This is a genomic window from Arthrobacter sp. 01T414 (assembly GCF_056398965.1).
Window position 1 is genome coordinate 176912 of the sequence record NZ_JBFTQK010000006.1, and the last position, 19882, is coordinate 196793.

10 protein-coding genes are annotated in these 19882 nt (G+C 67.7%); 4 read left to right on the forward strand and 6 right to left on the reverse strand.

Features of this window, described 5'->3' with window-relative positions; translation table 11 throughout:
- Positions 1-5 precede the first annotated feature (5 nt).
- The 5 genes from AC1DK9_RS14385 to AC1DK9_RS14405 form a co-directional block, all read right to left on the reverse strand.
- Positions 6-311 (reverse strand): DUF6966 domain-containing protein, encoded by a 306-nt coding sequence (locus AC1DK9_RS14385; protein WP_476916343.1) that lies wholly within the window; start codon positions 309-311, stop codon positions 6-8.
- A gap of 145 nt (positions 312-456) precedes the next feature.
- Positions 457-657, reverse strand: coding sequence for a hypothetical protein (locus AC1DK9_RS14390; RefSeq protein ID WP_476916344.1), 201 nt, complete (start codon positions 655-657; stop codon positions 457-459).
- A 978-nt stretch (positions 658-1635) separates the two neighbouring features.
- Positions 1636-1920 carry a hypothetical protein gene (locus AC1DK9_RS14395; RefSeq protein ID WP_476863495.1) on the reverse strand — a complete coding sequence of 95 codons (285 nt, stop codon included), beginning with the start codon at positions 1918-1920 and terminating at the stop codon, positions 1636-1638.
- Between the two features lie 149 nt (positions 1921-2069).
- Entirely contained in the window at positions 2070-7556 is a 5487-nt protein-coding gene (locus AC1DK9_RS14400; protein WP_476916345.1) for a DUF6531 domain-containing protein, read from the reverse strand.
- A gap of 297 nt (positions 7557-7853) precedes the next feature.
- Positions 7854-8135: a pyrophosphorylase gene (locus AC1DK9_RS14405; protein WP_175321939.1), complete on the reverse strand. Its 282-nt coding sequence runs from the start codon at positions 8133-8135 to the stop codon at positions 7854-7856.
- Positions 8136-8390: 255 nt separating this feature from the next.
- Between AC1DK9_RS14405 and AC1DK9_RS14410 the strand changes: the two genes are divergently transcribed.
- The 4 genes from AC1DK9_RS14410 to AC1DK9_RS14425 all read left to right on the forward strand — a co-directional run bounded on the left by AC1DK9_RS14410 (position 8391) and on the right by AC1DK9_RS14425 (position 19045).
- Complete coding sequence (locus AC1DK9_RS14410; RefSeq protein ID WP_476916346.1) at positions 8391-11249, forward strand: hypothetical protein; 2859 nt, start codon at positions 8391-8393, stop codon at positions 11247-11249.
- Positions 11246-12589, forward strand: coding sequence for a type 1 periplasmic-binding domain-containing protein (locus AC1DK9_RS14415; RefSeq protein ID WP_476916347.1), 1344 nt, complete (start codon positions 11246-11248; stop codon positions 12587-12589). The genes AC1DK9_RS14410 and AC1DK9_RS14415 overlap by 4 nt, the downstream gene beginning before the upstream one ends.
- 64 nt (positions 12590-12653) lie before the next feature.
- A complete protein-coding gene (locus AC1DK9_RS14420) occupies positions 12654-16988 on the forward strand; it encodes an FtsK/SpoIIIE domain-containing protein (RefSeq protein WP_476916348.1) in 4335 nt (1444 codons plus the stop codon).
- Positions 16989-17065: 77 nt separating this feature from the next.
- Entirely contained in the window at positions 17066-19045 is a 1980-nt protein-coding gene (locus AC1DK9_RS14425) for a serine/threonine-protein kinase (RefSeq protein ID WP_476916349.1), read from the forward strand.
- Positions 19046-19088: 43 nt separating this feature from the next.
- Here the strand turns inward: AC1DK9_RS14425 and AC1DK9_RS14430 are convergent, their stop codons facing one another.
- Entirely contained in the window at positions 19089-19574 is a 486-nt protein-coding gene (locus tag AC1DK9_RS14430) for an SRPBCC domain-containing protein (protein WP_476916350.1), read from the reverse strand.
- Positions 19575-19882: the final 308 nt, after the last annotated feature.

The window sequence follows — 19882 nt, forward strand, 5'->3', positions numbered from 1 at the left end:
CCCCATCAGCCGGCGCTTCCCGTGGCAACGTCGATGGCCACGGTCTTGAGTTCCCGCAGTAGCTTGTGGAGATGCCCATTCACCTGGCTATCAACTTTTCCATCAACCATTATTACCAGGTCGTTCAAGCTGCCCAGTCCGCGGTAAGCAGACAAGATGTCCCTGGCTATATCCTTCTGCGCTTCGGGAAGGTTCTCGGTCTCACGTACAGCCGATACAATCTCTTCAAAAAATCTTGCTTCCGATTCGTAGGAGTAGCGTCCAAGAAGCGCCGCCAGTTCTGCAGGAATGTGTTCCAAGCCTGACGTCATTTGAGGATCCATGAATCTTTGACGCTCCCGTCGGAGAGCGTCCAGGGCTGCTCAACTACGGTTTGGTCTGTTCCACCCATGTATAGGCCTCCTTGGTTTGCAACTCCGCCTTTGTGTACTGGCACCATCAGCAGCCCGATGAAACCTAGTCGCTGAAGAATCCGCCATTAGCCAGAATCGCCTGGCCCATGATCCACTGGCCAACAACGCATGCCAGAATCATCGCCGTTCCGAAGACGTACACTCCAATACGCCCGCCCTTACCCATATGATGCGCATCGGGCTTTCGACCGGCCCGCCATAAGCTGAAGAGAACCAGCAGGCAAGGAATCATCGCAATCTGCATCGGGATCCCGCTCCCACTTCGACTGTAAATCCCTATCCGGTCGGAAGTCTTGCGAGTATCCGGCATATCCGTGGACGGCGTTGCGTTCGAGTTGATAGAAGGGCGAATCCAGGTCGACACCGATGTCAACGATTCTCCTCCCGGAATTTATTTGGATGTTAATCCACGCCTTGTTGAAAGACTTGTCCACGGCTGACTCTACGCGGGTAAGCGTTCGCCGCACTACGAGTCCGGATTTGCCAGTAGCCTCAGTTCTTCCAAATGATCGTGCATCCAGCCTGGTTTGCCTTTGTAGTACCCATATCCCTGTGCGTCGGCATAGGGAGTGACACGCCCTTTCATCCACCTTCCGATCGCAACAGTCCCCGCACTTGGACGTTCGGTTAGGGACGCCAAGACTCGTTGGCTGATCTTCCGGCCAGCCACGCCGCCGGCACCTCCGGTCGCCGCCCCGAACACCCTTCCTTGGGCGGCCGCTCCCAGGGCGGCTCTGAAGGTGTGGGGCCAAGGCCCGTTGTAGTACCCGTAGGCGCCCTGGATGCCGCCACCAATGCCACCTGAGCTGGCCCCGGCCACGAGGGTCGCCTTCGCTCCGGTCAAACCTGCCCGGGCGGCGATACCGGCACCCCCAAAACCGCCGAGGGCGCCGCTGAGCCGAACTTAACTCACATCCACTTTGCCTGTTGTCGCCTTCTGGATGATCATGTATGCGCCTGCGCCCACGAGGCCCATACCGATAGGTCCGCCCACTCCAGTGGCCATAAGGACCCCACCGGCGATCACCATGGCGCCGCCAGCGACGTACTCCCAGTTGTTCTTCCACCGGTCCCCCGCCGCGGCGAAGGCCCCCGGCTGGAGCCGCCAGAGGCCTACCTAGAATCGCTTACTTGGCGCGCGGCCACGCTTAGGGACACTTTGCCATTTGCAGCTTGACCTGAAGCGGCGCAAAATGCCCGATTCAGGTCAACGCGGCATGGATCATTCCGCCAGCCGATAATCCTGCGCTGATTGAATTTGGTGGAGGAAGTCTTTCATGACGACCCGGGAGAACCAGCCGATCTCGAAATCGTACTCAGCGCCAACTTTAAATGAAGACGCTACCTCTTGTCTTCGGTCGAAAGTCACTCCCTTCGACACCTCAATGGGTCCGCAATTCGACGTTTGAACGAGAACCGCCGGCGTCGACACCGATCCTCTCAGCCCGCCTGACGCCGTCTTCGGCTCCGCCGACACCACCACACAGCGCACGCTTTCAATAGCCATCGAGTCCAACTGCGCGCTGAACAGCGCACCTCCACCAATCACCAGAATGAGAAGGCCACCTAGTCTGTACAACCACTTGACTCCCGGCCTAGTGACCTTTCGTGTCGCAGGGCCACGCTTTGTCGACATGTCTTTGTTCGACCTTTCCATTACCCGCCACTTGCATGGCGGCCGGCTGACGGTCCGGAAGCCCCGCTCCCGAATCCCTGAATGGCACCGTTCAAAAGTTCCTGGCGCGACGCGCCGCCCGGCTGCAATCCTGTGTTCCCCACCGAAATTACGCTCCCGCCAAGACGATCGACCAACTGCTCCGTCACGACGGAGCCCCAGTTGACGGGCTGGCCAGCGTGAGCCCCGCGGGAGATAGCACCAGTCCATCCCGGGACCCGGGTGGCTACGTCATCAGCCAGACCCGACCCTATCTTGCCGACGACGAAGGATCCACCTGCGCCGGTCACGAAGCCGGTACCGGCGGTCGCGACAAAGGTACCGAACGTGTGGTCTACGTCATCGTCCAAAGCATAGGACGTGACGTTGCTCGCCGAACCGCCCACGCCGGCCGCCAACGAACTTCGAATTGCGGTACGACCCAACACGGTACCGGCCGTCCTCACCACGGGCGATGCTGAACCCGCAGACACCGCGGCACGCGCAGTGCTAGCTCCGCGGGATAGAAGTCCGCCCGCGGCTCCACCGAACGCGCCCCCCACGGCGCCAACCGCCGCATCTTCCCAGACCTTCTGCATCTCAACGGATCCTACGGTTGCCTTCTGAACTACGACTGACGTGCCGCCTGAGATCAGCGCCCCGGATGCTGCACCAACAAGAGCCAATCCAACCGGCCCACCGACGCCCGTGAACATCAACGCAACACCGGCAACGATCGCTGCCCCGCCAGCGACGTACTCCCAGTTGTTCTTCCACCAGTCCCCTGCCGCGGCGAACGCTCCGCGGTTGGAGCCGTCATAGGCCTTCAGTTCGTCGTCGGTCAGGGGCCGCAGGCCGGTGGGGTCGGTGGTGTTGAGCGGGTTGTTGCCGGCGTAGGCGTAGGGGTTGCCGTCCCAACCCGCCCCGAGGACGGGGGCGAGGGGGTCGGTGGAGAGGAACCCACGCGTAGCCGGGTCGTAGGCACGGGCGGCGAGCCATTCCAGGCCCCCGATGTCCAGGCCACCGTTGCCGGTCAGGGTGATCCCGGCGGGCAGAGCGCCGGCGAGCGCCGAGACGGCCCCCAGACCCGTGGCGCCGGGTTCCGGCGTGGTGGCCGCTGCCGCGCCGATGATGGCCCAGGGGTCGGTCTGGTCGGTGGGGCGGGCAGCACGCCAGCCCGGTGCGGTCCAGGCATCCCCGAGGCCGGTCACGCCACCGGGCAAGGAGAGGACCTGCCTTCCGCCGATGCCGGCCAGGGTGGGGATCGGGTTGGCGCTATCCCACCACAGCTCCGAACCATCCAAGGCGGCGAGTTCGCCCAACGCGTCCACCCACAGCTCATGCCGGGAAAGCTGCGCCCCGTCGGGGTTCCGATCGGTCATGCCCTGCAGTTGCCCGGTCTGACCCCAGGCGTATTCGGTCCAGGACCCGTCCGGGCGGATCTGCCGGGTGCGCCGGCCCAGGCCGTCGTGGACGTACTCCGTCCGGGACCCGTCGGGGTCGGCCACGGATAACAACTGCCCGGCTGAGTCGTACTCATACGCCCGGAACCCGCCAGGGAAAGTTTCGCGGAGGAGGCGGCCCCCGGCGTCGTACTCCCATCCCGACACGGCAGCGTCCGGAGAGCCGTCCCCGGTCGTGGCGGCTGAGACCATTTGCCCGGCCCCGTCATACCCGTACCGGGTCACACCACCGGCGCGGGTCAGCCCCGTGATCCGGCCGTCGCTGTCGCGTCCGATCAACGTGACATCGGCCGAGCCCGGATCTCTGCGGTCAGTGCGGCTGTGTTCGGCCAAAGTACCGTTGCGGTAAACCCATTCCTGCACCAACTCCCCGGCGGTGGCAGAGGTTAGCCGGCCCGACGCGTCGTGGGTGAAGACCGCCTCGCCCAGCAGGGGGTTACTCACGCCGGCAACTCGTCCGGCAGCGTCCCGGGTATAGCGGGTGGTGGTGCCATGCGCGCCGGTAAAGGCGGTACGGTTCCCGTCGGCGTCGTATGCCCAGGACATTCCGTGGCCACCGCGGGTGCGGGAGGTGAGCCGCCCGCACCGGTCAAAGCCGAGCTCGTGTTCCACGGCCAGCCCGTCACCGCGGGTGTGGTCGGTGATGACCACCCGGCGTCGGAGCAAGTCCCGGCTGACGGAAGCCAGGAGCTGCCCATCCACCGAGGTCGTGGCCTCCCGCCCGGCGGCGTCGTACGTCCAGGTGGTGGTGTGCCCGTCCGGATCGGTCTGGGACAGCTGCCGCCCGGCGGGGTCATACGTCGCGGTGCTCACCCGGCCGAGCGGGTCGGCCACGGCGGCCACCTGGTCCTTTTCCGTGTGGGTCCGGGTGGTCACCCCGCCGTTCGGGTCGGTGATCCGGACCAGGCGGCCGCGGACGTCGTACTCGAACCGGGTCCTGCCGCCGACGCCGTTGACCGTCTCGGTGAGCTCCCCGGCAACGTTGTATTTAAACCGGCGGGTCCCGTACCAGGTGTCTTGGGAAAAGCTCAGCCGCCCGGCCTTGTCGTAGCCGTACCGGGACACTCCCTGTCCGGGGGTGTTGCGGGCCAGCAGCCGGCCACAGGCGTCGTATTCGAAGGTTTCGACCTCGCCGGTGGGCAGCGTCCGGGCAATGACGCGCTGGTCGGCGTCGTAGGCCAGTTCCGTGACCGCGCCGAGCGGGTCCGTGGTCCGCCAGGGCCGGCCGCACGCGTCGTACTCGTATGCGGTGACCGCGCCGGCGGGAGAGGTGACCGAGGTGATTTTCCCGGCCATGTCCCGGCCCAGGACCGTCAGGCCGCCTTCTCCGTCGAGGAGTTCCACTGGGTTCCCGGCCGCGTCATAGGTGACCAGGTCCGCGGAGCCGTCCGCACCCTGGACCCGCGTGGGCCGCCCGTACTCGTCGAAGCTGTAGGTCGAGGAGGCGAACGCATCCGTCAGGGTGGCCGTGCCGGCCCTGCGGTCTGTGGTGGCGTCCGTGCGGACACCGGTCGGGTCGACGACGGCGGTCAGGGCGCCGACCTTGTCGTACTCGCGCACCCAGTCGTGGCCGGCGGGGTCCGTGATCCCGACCAGCCTGGACAGTGAGTCATGGGCGAATCCCCAGCGGGCGCCGTCCGGCAGCACCGCAGCCGTGACATTGCCGAGCTCATCGAACACCCGCTCGATGCTGCGACCTAACGGATCTACCGTGCGGACCAGCTCACCGTTGGCGGCGTACTCGAGTTCGGTCCGTCCCCCGTCCGGAGCGACGAACGCCGTCGTCCGCCCCGCCGAGTCGTGTTCGAAGGCCCAGACGGCGCCGTCGGGGTCCTCACGCCGCACGAGCAGCCCCGCACCGTCGTAGCTGAAGCGGGTTTCCGCCCCGGACGGGGTGATCGCCGCAACGGGGCGGCCGGCCCGGTCGCGGACGATTCTCGCGACATCCCCTACCGCGTCCCGGGTCGCGACCAGGTCCCCGAAGCCGTCATATTCGAACTCCACCGCGACGCCCGCCGGGTCCACGACCCGGGTCAGCTGCCCGTCGCGCCAATGAAGCTCGGTGCGCCCGCCCAGCGGGTCCAAGATGACGGAGGGGTCCCGCGACACCTCATCGGCGTATTCGTACGCCACGACCGCCCCGGACTCCGTCACCAGGGTGGTGATGCGGTCCTGCTCGTCCCAGCCGTAGCTAAGGTCTGCGCCCTCCGGGGTCACGGTCCGGGTCTTCCGGCCCCGCGCGTCGTAGGCGTGCACCGTCACCGCCCCGTCGCGCTCGGTGAAGGCAACCAGGTTTCCGTGGCCGTCGTAGGCCATCGACTGCCGCTGGTCATGGGAGTCGAGCACACCGACCAGCCGGCCCTTCGCGTCCGCGATCCACGAGTTGGAACGGGCACCGTTCTCATCCGAGACCACGGTGACGCGGCCCGGCAGATACGCAAACCGGGTCCGGCGTCCGTGCTGGGTGAGCTGCAGGGTGACCCTGCCGTGCTCGTCGTAGGTGTTCTCCGCTTCCAGAACCCCCGCGGCGGAATAGACCGCCTCGATCAGGCCCTGTTCGTTCCACCGGTAGGTGCGCGCCCCCAGCTCCGTCGTCACGCTAGTCAACCGGCCGCCGCCGCCGTAGCCGTACTCGACCCTGCGCCCGTCCGAGGCCCGCACCACGGCAACCAGCCCGTCCACGTACTCGACGTCGAGGAATCGGCCCCGTGTGTGTTCGAGCCTTGAGATAGGGCCGGCCCCGGACCCGCCGTCGGTCAGCCTTTCCCGGAGAACGGACACCGTCCGCCCCGGCCCCGCCCCGGCGCCGAGCCACACCCCGGCGAGGCTGAAGGCCCACCATGCGCCCTGGTTGTCCCGTACCACCAGGAGCTCGGCCGTGCCGTCAGGCAGGGAGCTCAACTCCGCAAGCCCGCCGGCGGTGGCCCGCTCCCGGGTGAGCCAGTAATTCTCCCCCACCGCCCGGGCCCATCCCGCGCCCTCGCGGGGGAAGTCCACCGCGCGGCCGTCGGCCAGCACCCACCGGCAGCCCTCGTCCGAAAGTGCAAGGCGTTGATCAAGGACGGAGGCCCATCCCCGGCCGAACACCCCCGGCGTCTCCAGTCCCGACGCCAGCGAGTTGTACATCCGCGTCAGCACCAATGTGGAGGCGGTCCCGGCGAAACCCAGGTCCGTTTCGGGCTCGATGAAGTTTCCTGTGGCGGTATTGACCGGGTCGTTTGCATAACCGCTGGTCGGCATGGCGCCCGCCGCCGTCGGCGGGTCGATCACCAGCCCGGACCGGTTCGCGCTCACCCCTGCGGCCACCAGGGCCTCATTCACCGCCGCGTCCGAGAGCGTCGAGACGCTGCCCTCACCGCCGGCGGCGGCAAAGGCATCGGCGATGGTCACGGCCCATTTCGCGTCGTTTTCGTTGGCCCTTAGGTATTCCCGGTAAGCCCTGACGACACCCGATGCGTCGATGCGTCCCCAGTAGCAGTTGGAGGCGAAGGAGGACAGCTGCCCTTCCAAGGCACCGGGAGCCGAGGACACTCCCTCGTCCAGGCCACGGGAGTTCGCCGCGAAGGACCGAAGGTTCGCCGGACGCGCCGAGGACGTCCCCCCGCCGTATCCGCCGCCGGGCGGCGGGGTATCCCGGGACCCGGTGGCGGCTTCAGCCGGGGCGAATGTCGGAGCCTTGCCCGGCCGGGCGTTCGGCCGCTCCTGCTCACCGAAGAGCAAGTCACCGGCCTGTTCCAGCAGGTTGCGGTTGTTGTGCCGGCGAACCCACTCGTTGTTCCTCCGCCGCCGGGCGTCCTCCTCGTGCGCGGCCCCGATCATCTGGCCCACGTAGCCGGCCACGGTCCGCAGCGCCGCGGCCAATGCCTCCGCGTCGCTCCTCGCCGTGGCAGCGTTGGCCGCGAAAACCTCCGAAAAGTGTCCCTTGAAGTCCTCCTTCGCCGAGGCGACGAACGACGTCCGCGACCCGGAATGCTCCTCAAGCCGTGATGCCGCCGATTCGAACCCCGCCCTGACGGAGTCCGCCACGGTATAACTGAACCGCCCACCATCGGAAGCATCCGAAGCCGGCAACAACGGCACCTCAACGAACTCGGTCACAGCTAAAGCCCCCCACTGAACAAAAACTGGAATAAGAAAAGCCGCCACACGGACCGGCGCCCGCCCGGGAACGATCACCAGCGGCAGGAAGAGCCCGGAAAGAGGCATAGACCGGGTCCGGGGCGTACCGGAACCGGCTAAGAATGAAAGACCGCGCAAAGGCCGGGCAACCGCCCGTTCACCCGAACGGAGTGGCTACCCGGCCCTCACTCGCGAAAAACCGGCTCAGGCACCGCCGCCGGCTGAGAAAATATCCTGGGAGATCTTCTGCAGCTGTCCGCGCAGCTGCTCCAGCTCGTCCTTGGCCTTATCCAGGGCAGCCTTCGTCTCCGGCCAGGTCGAACCGCGGAACTCCGCCGCCAGGGGACCATCCCAGACGTTCGGATCCGACAAGACCTTGCCCTGCGAATCCAGTGCAGAGATCTGATCAGTGAAACCACCATTGATGATCGACTGCACCTGCGCGATCGCAGCCTTCGCTTGCTCAGTTGACAACACACGCGACATAAGAAGTTCCTCCCCAAAAGACAACCATTCGCCGCCGGCCACATGCTGGCGGAGGCCCAGACCACGCTGACGCTACCAAGACTCCGCAATAAATCCAACAAAAGATGAAACGTGGCCGGCCGGTAGTGGCCTTTCCGGGCCCCTGCCACTCACTGCTGCGCGGCGTCGAGGAACTAAAAACCTAGTTAGTCAATTTGAAGGAGCAACCCCGTATATCATTCTCAAGGCACCATGAACGCATTAGGGGGGACGATCATGCCCGTACCAACGTATTCACACCCGTCCAAAAGACAACGTCGCAGGGCCTCGGGCCGCGCGCTGGGCGCCGTCATTGTCGCCGTGGGGCTGGTCGCGACGACGTCGTGCACTAAGGCCCCCGGGTCCACAGCAGTGGCTGAGCCGGCGAAACTCCTGCAGAGCGTGCGCGTGGGCCTGTCCTCCGCCGCCGGCGTGCAAACGATCGACGGCACGACGATTTCCGTCTCCGCGGCCGGAGACTCGTCGTCGGCGGACACCAAGTACGATGCCGCCCAGGCGGTGGGCGATCTCCCCGTCCGGGTGAGCCTGCAGTACCGCGCCGGTGACAAGTCCGGCTCCGACCTCAATGACCTCAAGGGGCATTCGGGGCCGGTGGAGATCGACTTGACGTTGGAAAACCTCACGGTCAAGCCGCAGGTCATCAAATACGACGCGGCCGGCCAATCCCGTTCCGATACCGCCCTGGTGGGCGCCCCGCTGACCATCGCGGCAGCAACCAAACTTGCCGGGGTCCGGGCCGACGACGTCAAAGCCGGCTCTGCGGATGGCAAAACCGGCACGAACGGCGTCCTAAGCAGCGCCGAGGACGGTGCCACCGTGGTGCAGTGGGCCACCGTTCTGGCCCCGCCGCGGTCCGGTGCGAGTACCACCCTGCGCCTCGTCGCCGATGTCAGAGACTTCCAGGTCCCCGCTTTCGACGTAGCGGTCCAGCCCGGCCTCAACACCGACCTCAGCGCCGACGGCGTCCTCGCCGGCGCGTTTTCCTCCGGCGCCGGGTCCGAGATGGAGCTGCAACGACGCACCATCTCGCTGGTCTCCGACGTCAACACGGTGCTGACTAAAGCAGGTTCCACGATCACCGACGTCCGGCGGAACCTGCAGGCGACCTCCCAGACCTTGGGCGTGAAGACCGCTGGCGAGCTGCGCGATAACTCGAAGGCGCTGGGCTCCACCATGGTGGACCTGAAGGGACAGCTGAAGGCCCTCGGCGCCGATCTGGAGGCCGCGACTAAGGCAACTCAATCCACCACCGCATCCCAGTTGAAGCTGACCGTGTCGACCGTGGATGCGATGCTGGGCGACACGACGGCTGTGCCCGCGAGGGCCCCCATCAGCGGCGACGGCTGCACGGCCGAGGTGGCCAAGTCGGGTAAGTCGGCCACGGTCTTCTCCAGCATCCAGACCATGGCTTCGCAGCTGGACGCCTACGCGAAAGTGAGCGCAGGCTGCCGCGATACCGTGGCAGGCGCGATCGAAGCCACCATGGGCCCCGAGAACCCCACCGCCAAAGACTGCGCTGAACGGGGCTCGATGACGTGCTCGCTCTACGGATCCGCTGTGACCGTCACCGGTGCGCTGCTGGGTCTGGTCAAGAAGGGCGACGAGCTGGTGGCGGAACTTCAGCCGCGATTGGTCGAGGGTGCGATCAAGGATCAGGCTGCCTCCGCGGCGACTCTGGAGAAGGTGCGCGCCGATTTCGCTGCCGTGCTCGACGGCGCCAAGACCACCGAGGACTACAAGAGTGCGCTCGCCAACGTGAACGAGGCGATCAAGTCCGCCAAGGCGTCCGTCGCTGCCACCCGTGACGCGTCTGCTGCGGTCCGCAGCAGTATCGACGGCCTCAGGCAGAAGCTGGTCGACATCAAGAAGACCGCCCAGACCGCGCGGAGCGAGGTCGGCGACAGCTCGCTGCTGAACGGCTCCATGACGCAGCAAACCCAGCGGCTTGCCGATGAGCTGTGCAAAGTGGCGGACGGCAGCTCCCCCGCTGCGGGCCGACTCTCCGCCGAGCAGGCGGAGCAACTGCGTTCCTACCTGACGTCCACCCCCTGTGAGGCCACGGACCAGAACGGACTCCCCATGCCGGCGCTGACTCCGCCGCTGGGGTTCAAAGACCCGTTGAACGACCGGYTGGTGGCCCAGTCGACGGCCTGGGACACCGTCCTGGCCGCCACCGACACCAGTGCCCCCGACGCGGTGATCGGCCAGGCCCTAACCACCTTGGGCACGACGATCGATGACCTCGACGCCAAATTGGACGCAATCACGACGGCGACGAAGGCGCTCGACGGCGCCGCAACCGGAGACGTCAACAGCACCAAGCGCGAACTCGACGCCCTCAACGCCGCGCTTGGCGGAGCGATCGACTCCTCCGGCAAGGTCGGTACGACGCTCGGGAAGCTGAAGGAGCAGCAGGACAGCCTCGGCGACAAGATCAAGAAGTCCCTCAGCGAAGTCTCCGCCGACACCGCAGCGGAGGTCTACAAGGCCGTGGACGACCAGGTGCGCCAGGTCGCCGAAATCGGTGACGCCGGTTCCGAGTCCGTAGTCGCGGCCTTCAACCGCTCCATCTCAGGGTTGAAGACCACTTCGGACGAAGTGGTAGCGGACGCCAAGGGCACCGTGAACCGGCAACGGGACGAATTGCACCAGCAGGGCGACGCGCTGGCCGCATCCCTGGACAAGAGCACGCGGGCCTCGCTTGCGAGCATCGCCACCAGTACATCCGGATCGACCCGCGACGTCGAGGGCGCCAGGGCGCTCCTGTCCTCCAGCCTGAACAAAGTAATGCTTGATCTGGGCGATCGCTCGGTGAACGGCTCTGGCCTGCTGGGTTCCATGGCGACAAGCGCAGCAAAAGCCGACACCGCTGATTATCAGCTGGCACTGGCATCGCAGAACGCCGAGGGCTATGCCAACATCCGCTCCCGGGATGTGGCGGGGCTGCTGTTGCGCCAAGCGCAGTTCAAAGCCTCACTCGCCTCGGTCGACGAACTGCCGCCATTCCATCTCGAGGTACCAGCCGGTGCCACGGCGCAGACCCTGTACACCTTGAAGATCGGCGGCGAAGCATGAGCCCCCGCGCAAGGCTCACGACCCTGCTGGCTGCCGGTGCCGCCGTCGTCCTCATGGCGTCTCTTGCGGTCATCATCACTCTGAGCCGGCCCAGCGAGGCGTCGCGGCCGGATCCGGTGGCCGCGACGGTCCCCGTGGCGCTGAAGGCGGAGGGCCTGCCGAAGGACTTCTCCCTCGGCGTCGTCCTCACGCTGGGCCAGTCCGGCGAACCAGGTTCTGCCTACAACCAGGGGGCACAGGGCGCTGTCGTCGCCGCACAGCGCTTTTCCCGGGGAGGCGCTGACGTCGCCCTCTCTGCCCAGAACGACCAAGGCACGGAGGGCGGCGCGCGCGCCGCCGTCCAGACCCTCGCCAAGCAAGGAGTCTCCGGGATTGTCGTAGCGACCACGGGTTCCCAGGCCCGGGCTGCGGCTAAGGCGGCCGAGGAGCTTGGCGTTCCGGTGATCCTTCCCTACGCCGAACCGTCGAATCCCGGGCAGGCCACCTGGACGACGGAGCCCTCCGGCTCGTCCACCCAAGCCGCCCTTCGAACGGCGCTGAGCGGCAAGAAGAGGGTGTTGCTGGTCAACGACGGCGGCGGGAGCCCCGGCTCCGTCGGGATCTCACAGACCCTGAACCTCGCCGACTTCAACGAGGTGCGCGATCTGGCCCAGGAAGCCGCCATCCGGACCGGCGACCAGCTGCGGCCGCCGGCGAAGGATGCCCCCGCGGGCACCGCATCCACAAAGGAAGCCAACCCCGCGGACGCCGTGGTGGTCTCAGCCGCCACCCCGCAGCGCTTGGCCCGGCTGGTCCAGGCCCTGCAGGCACGCGACGTGTCCGTACCCGTGATCATGCCCGACGGCGCCACAGCCCCGGCTTTCGCTTCGACGCTCGCCGAACTCGACGGCGCCGCTTCCGGGCAGCTGGTCAGCATAGCCTCGGCCGGAGGAGATGCCACCGCACTCCAGCAGGACGCCCAGGGCCGCGGAATGTCCGCGTTCCTGTCCGCCGTGCGGCTGGCGTCCGGGGACCCGGAGGTCATGAACTTGACTAACGACGCCCCGTTCTCCGACGACGCCTGGGCCGCGGACGCGCGCAGCCACGACGCCGTCGTGGCTTTCGTCCGAGCGGCCGCATCGGCCCGGAGCGGCGACCCCGCCAAGGTCGGAGCGGCCCTGCGCACCATGGCGTTCGGCCCTGCTGACGGCCTCGCGGGCCCGGCCTTGGACTTCTCCCGCCCCGCTGCGCTCACAGCGGAAGCCATCCCGGTCTATGCGTCCCAGCAGGATCTGGGCCTACGCCCGCAGAACGAGGATGCTCCTCGGCTCGTCTGGGTGCCGACGCCGGCGAACCCCTAACCACGCTGCCCCCCGCCCACTACGGGCGAACGGGTCACCATCTCACCACAGAAGGAGCGCCGCGGTGCGTGTGCTGATCGACCTGGACGAACGCCGTTTTGAGTGCGAAGTGGCTCAGGCCGCGCCGGCCACCACGCTGGCGGACTTCGTGGCGGCCGCGGGCGGCCCGCAGCTGGCCCCTGAGGAGACCGTGTTCCTCAACGAGGCCGAGGTGCGGGGATCGACCCCTTTCTCGGAGCTGATCATCCTGGAAGGCAGCCGGGTCTCGCGGGCGCCCTGGCAGACCCCGGAGAGGGTGCGCGATTGGAGCCTGACGCTCGCCGGCGGCGAGCAAGCCGGCGCCGTCGTCGATGTGCCGCACGGCCGTGAGATGCTCATTGGCCGGTCGCCGCACGCGGATTTGAGCCTTCCCACCGAGAGCGCGTCCTGGGACCACTGCCGCCTGCGCCGCGAGGAAGACGGGGTGCGGGTGCTTGACGGCGGCTCCACCAACGGCACCCTCGTCAACGGCCTGCAAGTTGGCGAGGACGGGGTCCTTGTCACCGAAAGCGCCACGATCACGGCCGGCGGCACGGTGCTTCTCCTGCGCCGGTCCCTGGAGGAGACGCCGGCACCGGCACCCGGCAGCTTGCACAACCTCACGCCGGCGGGGACCGCACCCTTCAACCGGCCACCCCGCCCCGGACGTGCACCCGCGGGCGAGCCTCTCGTTCCGCCGAGCCGGAAGGAAGTCCCGCCGGCCAGTAAGTTCAGCTACATCTCGGTGGTGGCGCCCCTGGTGATGGCGGCAGCGATGGTCCTGATCCTGCGGGACCTGCGCTTCGCGATGTTTGCCCTGCTGAGCCCGGTCATGGCCGTGGGCATGTGGTTCGAGCAAAAGCGCCGGCATACCCGCGGGCTCAAGGAAGAAGACGAACGCTTCGCCGGCGCACTCGAGGAGTTCGAGCAGCAGGTCCGTGCCGCTGCCGCGGCGGAGACCGCCCGTCGGCATCGCATGATCCCGGATCCGGCGACGGTTGCACGACGCCCGGCTCTGCCTGCCACGTCCTTGTGGCAGCGCCGCGCGGACGCGGATGACTTCCTGGCCCTGCACGCCGGCACCGGTGATGTCCCCTGGAAGCCTGAGGTGGACCGAGCGGCCTGCGCCCGGCTGGACGAGAAGGTCAAGGACTCGCTTGCTGCAGCGCGGCTGCAGGCTGCCCCGGTGCTTGTGGACCTGACCGACGCCGGAGTGGTGGGCATTGTGGGCCCGCGGGAGGGGGCTCTGGCGCTTGCGCGATCCCTCCTGACCCAGGCCGCGGTGCACGTGGGTCCCGCGGATCTGACCGTCGGGGTGTTCTGCGACGCGGGGCGCGCCGACGAGTGGGAATGGGCCTCGTGGCTGCCGCACACCCGCCAGGCCGGCAGCAGTACCGGCGAGCGCTGGATGTCGGCGCACCGTGAAACCAGCGTCGCCATGTTGCGTGCGCTCAAAGACGACGTACAGGAGCTCCCTACACCCGCGCTGCTGGTTGTGCTGGATTCCGAGGTGCTCACGGAGGGCCGGGACGCACCGGCCCGCGCGCTGCTCGGGACGGGCCGCTCGACGCCCGGGGTCCACACCAGTGCGCAGCAGCGCCCGTCCCGGGTGGCCGGCATCGTCATTGCAACCTCCGAGGAGCAGTTGCCGGCGGCCTGTACCTCGATCATCACGGTGGGTACGGACGCCGCGGCCACGGTCTACCAGCCCGAGGACCTGACCCGCGTCGAGGACGTCATCCTGGCCGGCCTGGACCAGGAGGCGGCCCTGCGCTGCGCCATGCGGGTTGCACATTTCGAGGATCCGGAGCTGAGCGTTCCCGGCGCCTCGCTGCCCTCGCTGGTGCGGCTGCCCGGACTCCTTGGCTTCGACCGCCCCGCTCCGGCCACAATCCGTCGCCTGTGGCAGTCCCCCACCGGCGTGTCCACGCCGATCGGCACCGGCGAGGCCGGCACCCTGACCTTGGACCTGGTCAAGGATGGACCGCACGGCCTGGTTGGCGGCACCACCGGTTCCGGCAAGTCCGAGTTCCTCCGCTCGCTCGTGGCCGGCCTCGCGGCACGCAACGATCCGACCCGGTTGAACTTCATCCTCGTCGACTTCAAGGGCGGCGCTGCCTTCAAGGCCTGCGAACGCCTCCCGCACACGATCGGCACCATTTCCAACCTGGACGAACAGCTCGCGGACCGGGCCCTCCGTGCGCTGGAGGCGGAAATGGAGCGGCGCCAGCGGATCTTCGCCGCGGCCGGCGAAGGCATCGACAACCTGGACGCCTACCTGGCAACGAACCCGGCTGAGCCCATGCCGAGGCTGCTGCTGGTGATCGACGAGTTTGCCATGCTGGCCAAGGACTTCCCGGACGTGCTCAAGGCACTCGTGAGCGTAGGCGCCGTCGGCCGGACCTTGGGAGTGCACATGATCCTGGCAACACAGCGCCCGGCGGGAGTCGTCAGTGATGACATCCTCGCGAATACGAACCTCCGGGTGGCCTTGCGCGTGCAAAGCCGCGACGATTCCAGCAATGTCATCGGTGTACCCGCTGCGTCGGCGATTGGCCGGGCCCAGATGGGCCGCGCCTTCGTGAAACTGGGCCAGGACGAGATCACTCCGGTGCAGACTGCGCTCGTGACCGGGCAGGCCCAGCTGGGCGGCGGACCGGCCGTGGACGTCCGGGAGATACGCCAGTTCGGCGTCCCGGCGCCCGCCCCGAGCCCGCGTGCTGCGGCGGCGGACGGGAACGACCTGGACCTGCTGATCGATGCGATTGTCGGGGCCAATGCCGAAGCAGGCTACGCCCCTCCGCGGCAGGTCTGGCCCGAGGCCTTGGGCGAACGGGTAGAGCTGGACGGTTTCCTTGCGCCCAACGGCTTCCTTGCGCCCAACGACGCCGCCCACAGCGAAGCGCCGGCCGCTTCAGCCCTGCAACATGAACTCCCTGCTCTGCCGAAGGCGGGCGCCGTCCAAGGCTCCTCGGTTCTGGTGGCCGTCGTGGACGAGCCGGAACTGCAGCGCCAGTCCGCGGCGGGGTGGGACCTATCCGTCGGGAACCTCATGCTCATGGGCGTGGCCGGCTCCGGCACAAGCACGGCGCTGGCATCGATCGCACTGACCCTCGCGAAGGACATCGATCCGTCCGAGCTGGACCTGATGATCCTCGACATGGGCTCCCGCGAATTGGAACCGCTGGCTGCGCTGCCGCACACGGTGGCCTATGTGGGAACCGGCGCCGGCGCCAAAGAACAGCAGGCCCGCTTCCTGCGGCACCTGAATACCGAGTTGGAGAGCCGCCGCGCAAATCCGGGCCGGCACCGCCGCGCCGTCGTGCTGGTGGACGGGCTGGCCTCGCTGCGCGACGAGTTCCAGGACTTTGAGGGCCAGCAGCTGCTGGCCCTGTTGTACCGCGCCTATGCGGACGGCCCGGCGTTGGGGCTGTCCTTTGCGGTCACCACCACACGCGCCAAGGCGGTGCCCTCGGCCATGAACGAGGTGACGCTGCAGAGGTGGCTCTTCCGGCTGGCGGACGCCTACGACTACTCCTCGCTGGGTGTCCGCGGCAAGGAAATCCCCGCTCCGCTTCCCGGCCGCTGCGTGGATCCGCGCACCTCGCTGCAGATGCACGTGGCGACTCCGGGTATCGGGATCGAGGCAGCTGTGGATCTCGTACAGCGGAGCTGGGCCGATGCGCCGGCTAAGTCGCAGGCCATCCGCCGTCTGCCCGCCAGCGTCACGTTGCCGGAACTGGGCGTGGAACCCCGCCTGGACGCCGAGCCGTGGCACGTCCCGGTGGGAATGCAGGAGGCGGACCTCTCCCCGGCGTTCCTCGAGATCTACGAGGGTGAGCATGCCCTAGTCGCCGGACCAGCCCGTTCGGGCAAGTCCACCCTCCTGCTCGCGATTGCGGCAGCCGTCCGCGGCGCCGCCGCAGCCCGCGGCCCGGCGCAGGTGTGGGCCATCTGTGACCGCCGCTCGCCCCTGGCTTCTTCGGACTTCGACCGGGTCGCTGTGGGCGCTGACGAGGTACCCGCACTGGTGGCCTCGCTTCGGCTGGAGCGGGGTCCGGTATTCCTGCTGATTGACGACGCCGAGCGCTTCGAGGACGCGGATCAATCCATCGCGGGCATCGTATCTTCCGGGCAGCCAGGCCTGTGCGTCATCGCCTCCGGGCGGGCAGCAGACCTGCGCGGGCTCTACAGCCACTGGACCAAGACGGTCCGTAAGTCCCGGCTGGGAGTCCTTCTGCAACCTGATGTGAACTACGACGGCGAACTGCTGGGTGCGACGCTCCCGCGGCGGTCTCCCGTGGCGATGACCACCGGGCGCGGCTATCTGGGCGTGGGCGGCCAGATGTCCCTGATCCAGTCCATCAGCACCGGGGATTGACCCGGCGGGCGGCAGCCCGTGAACATGCACCAGCCGCCCGGAGCGGGAACCAGATCGACAGCGTTGGAGAATACGGAATGCAATTCGCACAAGCGGGTCAGGCGTTGGGAGCGTCCTACCGATTCGGCGATCGGGTGGGCTCGGGTGCCGTCGGCGAAGTCTGGACGGTCACTTCGGCTGACGGCGCGACCTTTGCCGCCAAGGTCCTGCGTCCCGAGCACGCCGACGACCCCTCGCTCGTGGAACGCTTCGTCCGTGAGAGGTCCGTGCTCCTCGGGCTGCAGGACTCCCACATCGTCACGGTCCGGGACATGGTGGTGGAAGGCCCACGCTTGGCCATCGTGATGGACTATGTAGCCGGCGGCTCGCTCCGGGACGTGGTGCAGGCCGCCGGGCCGCTCCGCCCGGCGGACGCGCTCACGGTGGCGGCCGAGGTATACGACGCCCTGGCCTTGGCACACTCCCGCGGTGTCACCCACCGGGATATCAAACCGGACAACGTACTCCTCGCCCGCCCCTGGGCCGAGTGGGGTCCGGGAGACGTGCGGGTCTCCGACTTTGGGATAGCCGACGTGGTGGGCGAGAGGATCCGACAGACCACTGGCCTGATCGGCACACCGCAGTACATGCCGCCCGAACTCATCAGCCAGGGCCGCTCGGGCCCGCCAGGCGATGTGTATTCCACCGGCGTCCTGCTCTACGAACTCTTGGCCGGGCGCACCCCCTTCGCAGGGCCCGGGCCAGACTTCAGCGTCGCCTACCGCCACGTGTCCTCCCGCCCGCCTCGGATTCTGGTGGCAGACCCGCTCTGGCAGATACTCGACGCGTTACTCTCGAAGGAACCGGACCAACGCCCGACGGCGCGCGAGGCCGCCGCTACCCTTCGGCGGCTCCTCCCCTCAGTAGAGGGTGCAGAAGCAATGGCCCGCTCCGAGGCGCCGGAGGACTTCACCGACGTCGAACGCCCCGCCACTGTTGTCCGCGGCGCCTTCTCGGATTCGGAGCTCGAGGCCTTCGCCGCTGCCCCGGTAGAGGACGCCGGCCAGGACGTCCCGGACCTGGGCGAGGCTGGCAGCGCAACGATCGTCCGTTCCATGCCCCGCCGCGAAGTCCCGCGGACCCCGGACGTCAGGCCTGCGGACGGCACGGACACCGTCCCGTTCTGGCGGACGCGGAAGGCAATGATTCTTGCCGGCTCCGCTGCGCTTCTGCTGGTGGCCATGGTCTGGGGCTTCGCCGTGCTTGCCCCCGCGGACCAGCCGCAGGCCAACGGCGGCGCCGGCGCCCAGCTGAGCACGCAACTTCAGGGCACGGCCCTGCCGACCGGCCTGACGATCTCGCGGACCGCAAGCTACGAGCCCTCTTCCGGTCAGGTCCGCCTGACCATTACCTACTCCGCGCAGAAGGCGCCGCTGTCGGGGGAATTCCTTGAGATAGTTCCGGGCCTGGCCGCCGGCGAAGCGTGCCCGGCAGTCACGTGGAACGGTGCCTCGGTGAGCCGGAACCAGGCCTCGCTGACCGGTCTCGACGTCGAGTGCGGCTGGCGGCTTTCCGGGTTGAAGATCCCGGCGGGAGGGCAGGCCGAGGTGACCGCCACGGTGCCGGTCTCGCCCGCAAACCAGAAGTCGTTCGATACGTGGTTGCGTGCGGGTTCGGAGGCGACAACGGCCGCGACTCAGGATCCGGCAGTCAAGGGCACTGCTTATCCGGTCCAGCGCCTGAAAGGGGTGGAAGTGCGCACTCCTACGCGGGTCGTGACGCCGAGCCCGCTCCGGATCACTCTGGTGCCGGTGTGGGCCAGCGGCGCCGATGAGCTGAACCCGCTGTACGTCAGTCCCGCTTCGGGGAAACCGTCGCAGATGCTGGATTCCGTGTCCGACGGCGAAAAGGGTCTGCGATTCTCCGACGGCTGCGGCGGCGCCCTGGCGGTCGACAGCTCCGGGCTCACCGTAACGGCCCTTCAAATCACACCCCAATGCACTGTGCGCGCCAGTGTCGGGAATTTCACCGAGCTTCAGTCCCCGAGTTTCGCGATCACGTCCCGCGAGAACTCGTAGGCTCTTTGGCCGGACGCGGCGGGGCGGGTTCGCCGGCCGACGGCTACGCCGCCCCACCCATGAACCGCACAAAGCGATCGAGCACGTCCGGCCAGCCGGCCGCATACTCGGCGCGGGTGGCTGCCGGCTCCTTGGCCCCTTCCCATCCCCCGTGGACGACGCGGACCTCTGTGCCGTCCTCCACAGCGCGGAAAGCAACCCTCAGTTCCGTGGACCACAGGGCTTGGGATCCCGGGTGCCAACTTGCATGGAAGGACAACGGCGGCTGCCAGTCGTCGATGGTGCCCCATACGGAGCTGCGGCCGTCGTCCGCGGTCTCAAGAATGAGGCTCTCTTCGAACTCGACGTAAGACCCCGCCCCGAAGACGCTGTGACCTTCCAACGGCCACCAGAGGTGCGTGTGCTCGGTAAAGCCCATGAAGGCCCTTGCGACAGCGCCCGGGACGACGACGGTGCACACCACGGGTTCCAGGGCATCCTCCCCGCCGGGATCCGGGGCGGCTGCGGCGTGGCTGAAGAGATTATCCATGGTCACCAACTCTACGTTGCACCGAACGCCAGGTCCTCCCGCCCCCCCACCCAACGCTCCCTCACCTCTGACCGGTTAACAACCGATGCCCCCTCACAACTGACGTGTATCCACCCGACGCTCCCTCACCTCTGACCCGTTTCCCCGGACGCTCCCTCACCCCCGACGCGATTTCGGGCGACGCTCCCTCACCTCTGACCGGCGACGCCGGCCGGTGCTGCGGGAGGGCCGTTCGATTGCGATCAGCTTCTGCGGGATCGTTGGGGTTCTGTCCGCCGGTGCTGAGGGAGCGACGTCCTTGAGCTCAC

Excerpts from the sequence above, each read along its gene's own strand:
- AC1DK9_RS14385 (WP_476916343.1), bottom strand. The coding sequence starts at position 311 with ATGACGTCAGGCTTGGAACACATTCCTGCAGAACTGGCGGCGCTTCTT.
- AC1DK9_RS14395 (WP_476863495.1), bottom strand. The coding sequence starts at position 1,920 with ATGGCTATTGAAAGCGTGCGCTGTGTGGTGGTGTCGGCGGAGCCGAAG.
- AC1DK9_RS14405 (WP_175321939.1), bottom strand. The coding sequence starts at position 8,135 with ATGTCGCGTGTGTTGTCAACTGAGCAAGCGAAGGCTGCGATCGCGCAG.
- AC1DK9_RS14430 (WP_476916350.1), bottom strand. The coding sequence starts at position 19,574 with ATGGATAATCTCTTCAGCCACGCCGCAGCCGCCCCGGATCCCGGCGGG.
- AC1DK9_RS14425 (WP_476916349.1), top strand. The coding sequence starts at position 17,066 with ATGCAATTCGCACAAGCGGGTCAGGCGTTGGGAGCGTCCTACCGATTC.
- AC1DK9_RS14390 (WP_476916344.1), bottom strand. The coding sequence starts at position 657 with ATGCAGATTGCGATGATTCCTTGCCTGCTGGTTCTCTTCAGCTTATGG.
- AC1DK9_RS14415 (WP_476916347.1), top strand. The coding sequence starts at position 11,246 with ATGAGCCCCCGCGCAAGGCTCACGACCCTGCTGGCTGCCGGTGCCGCC.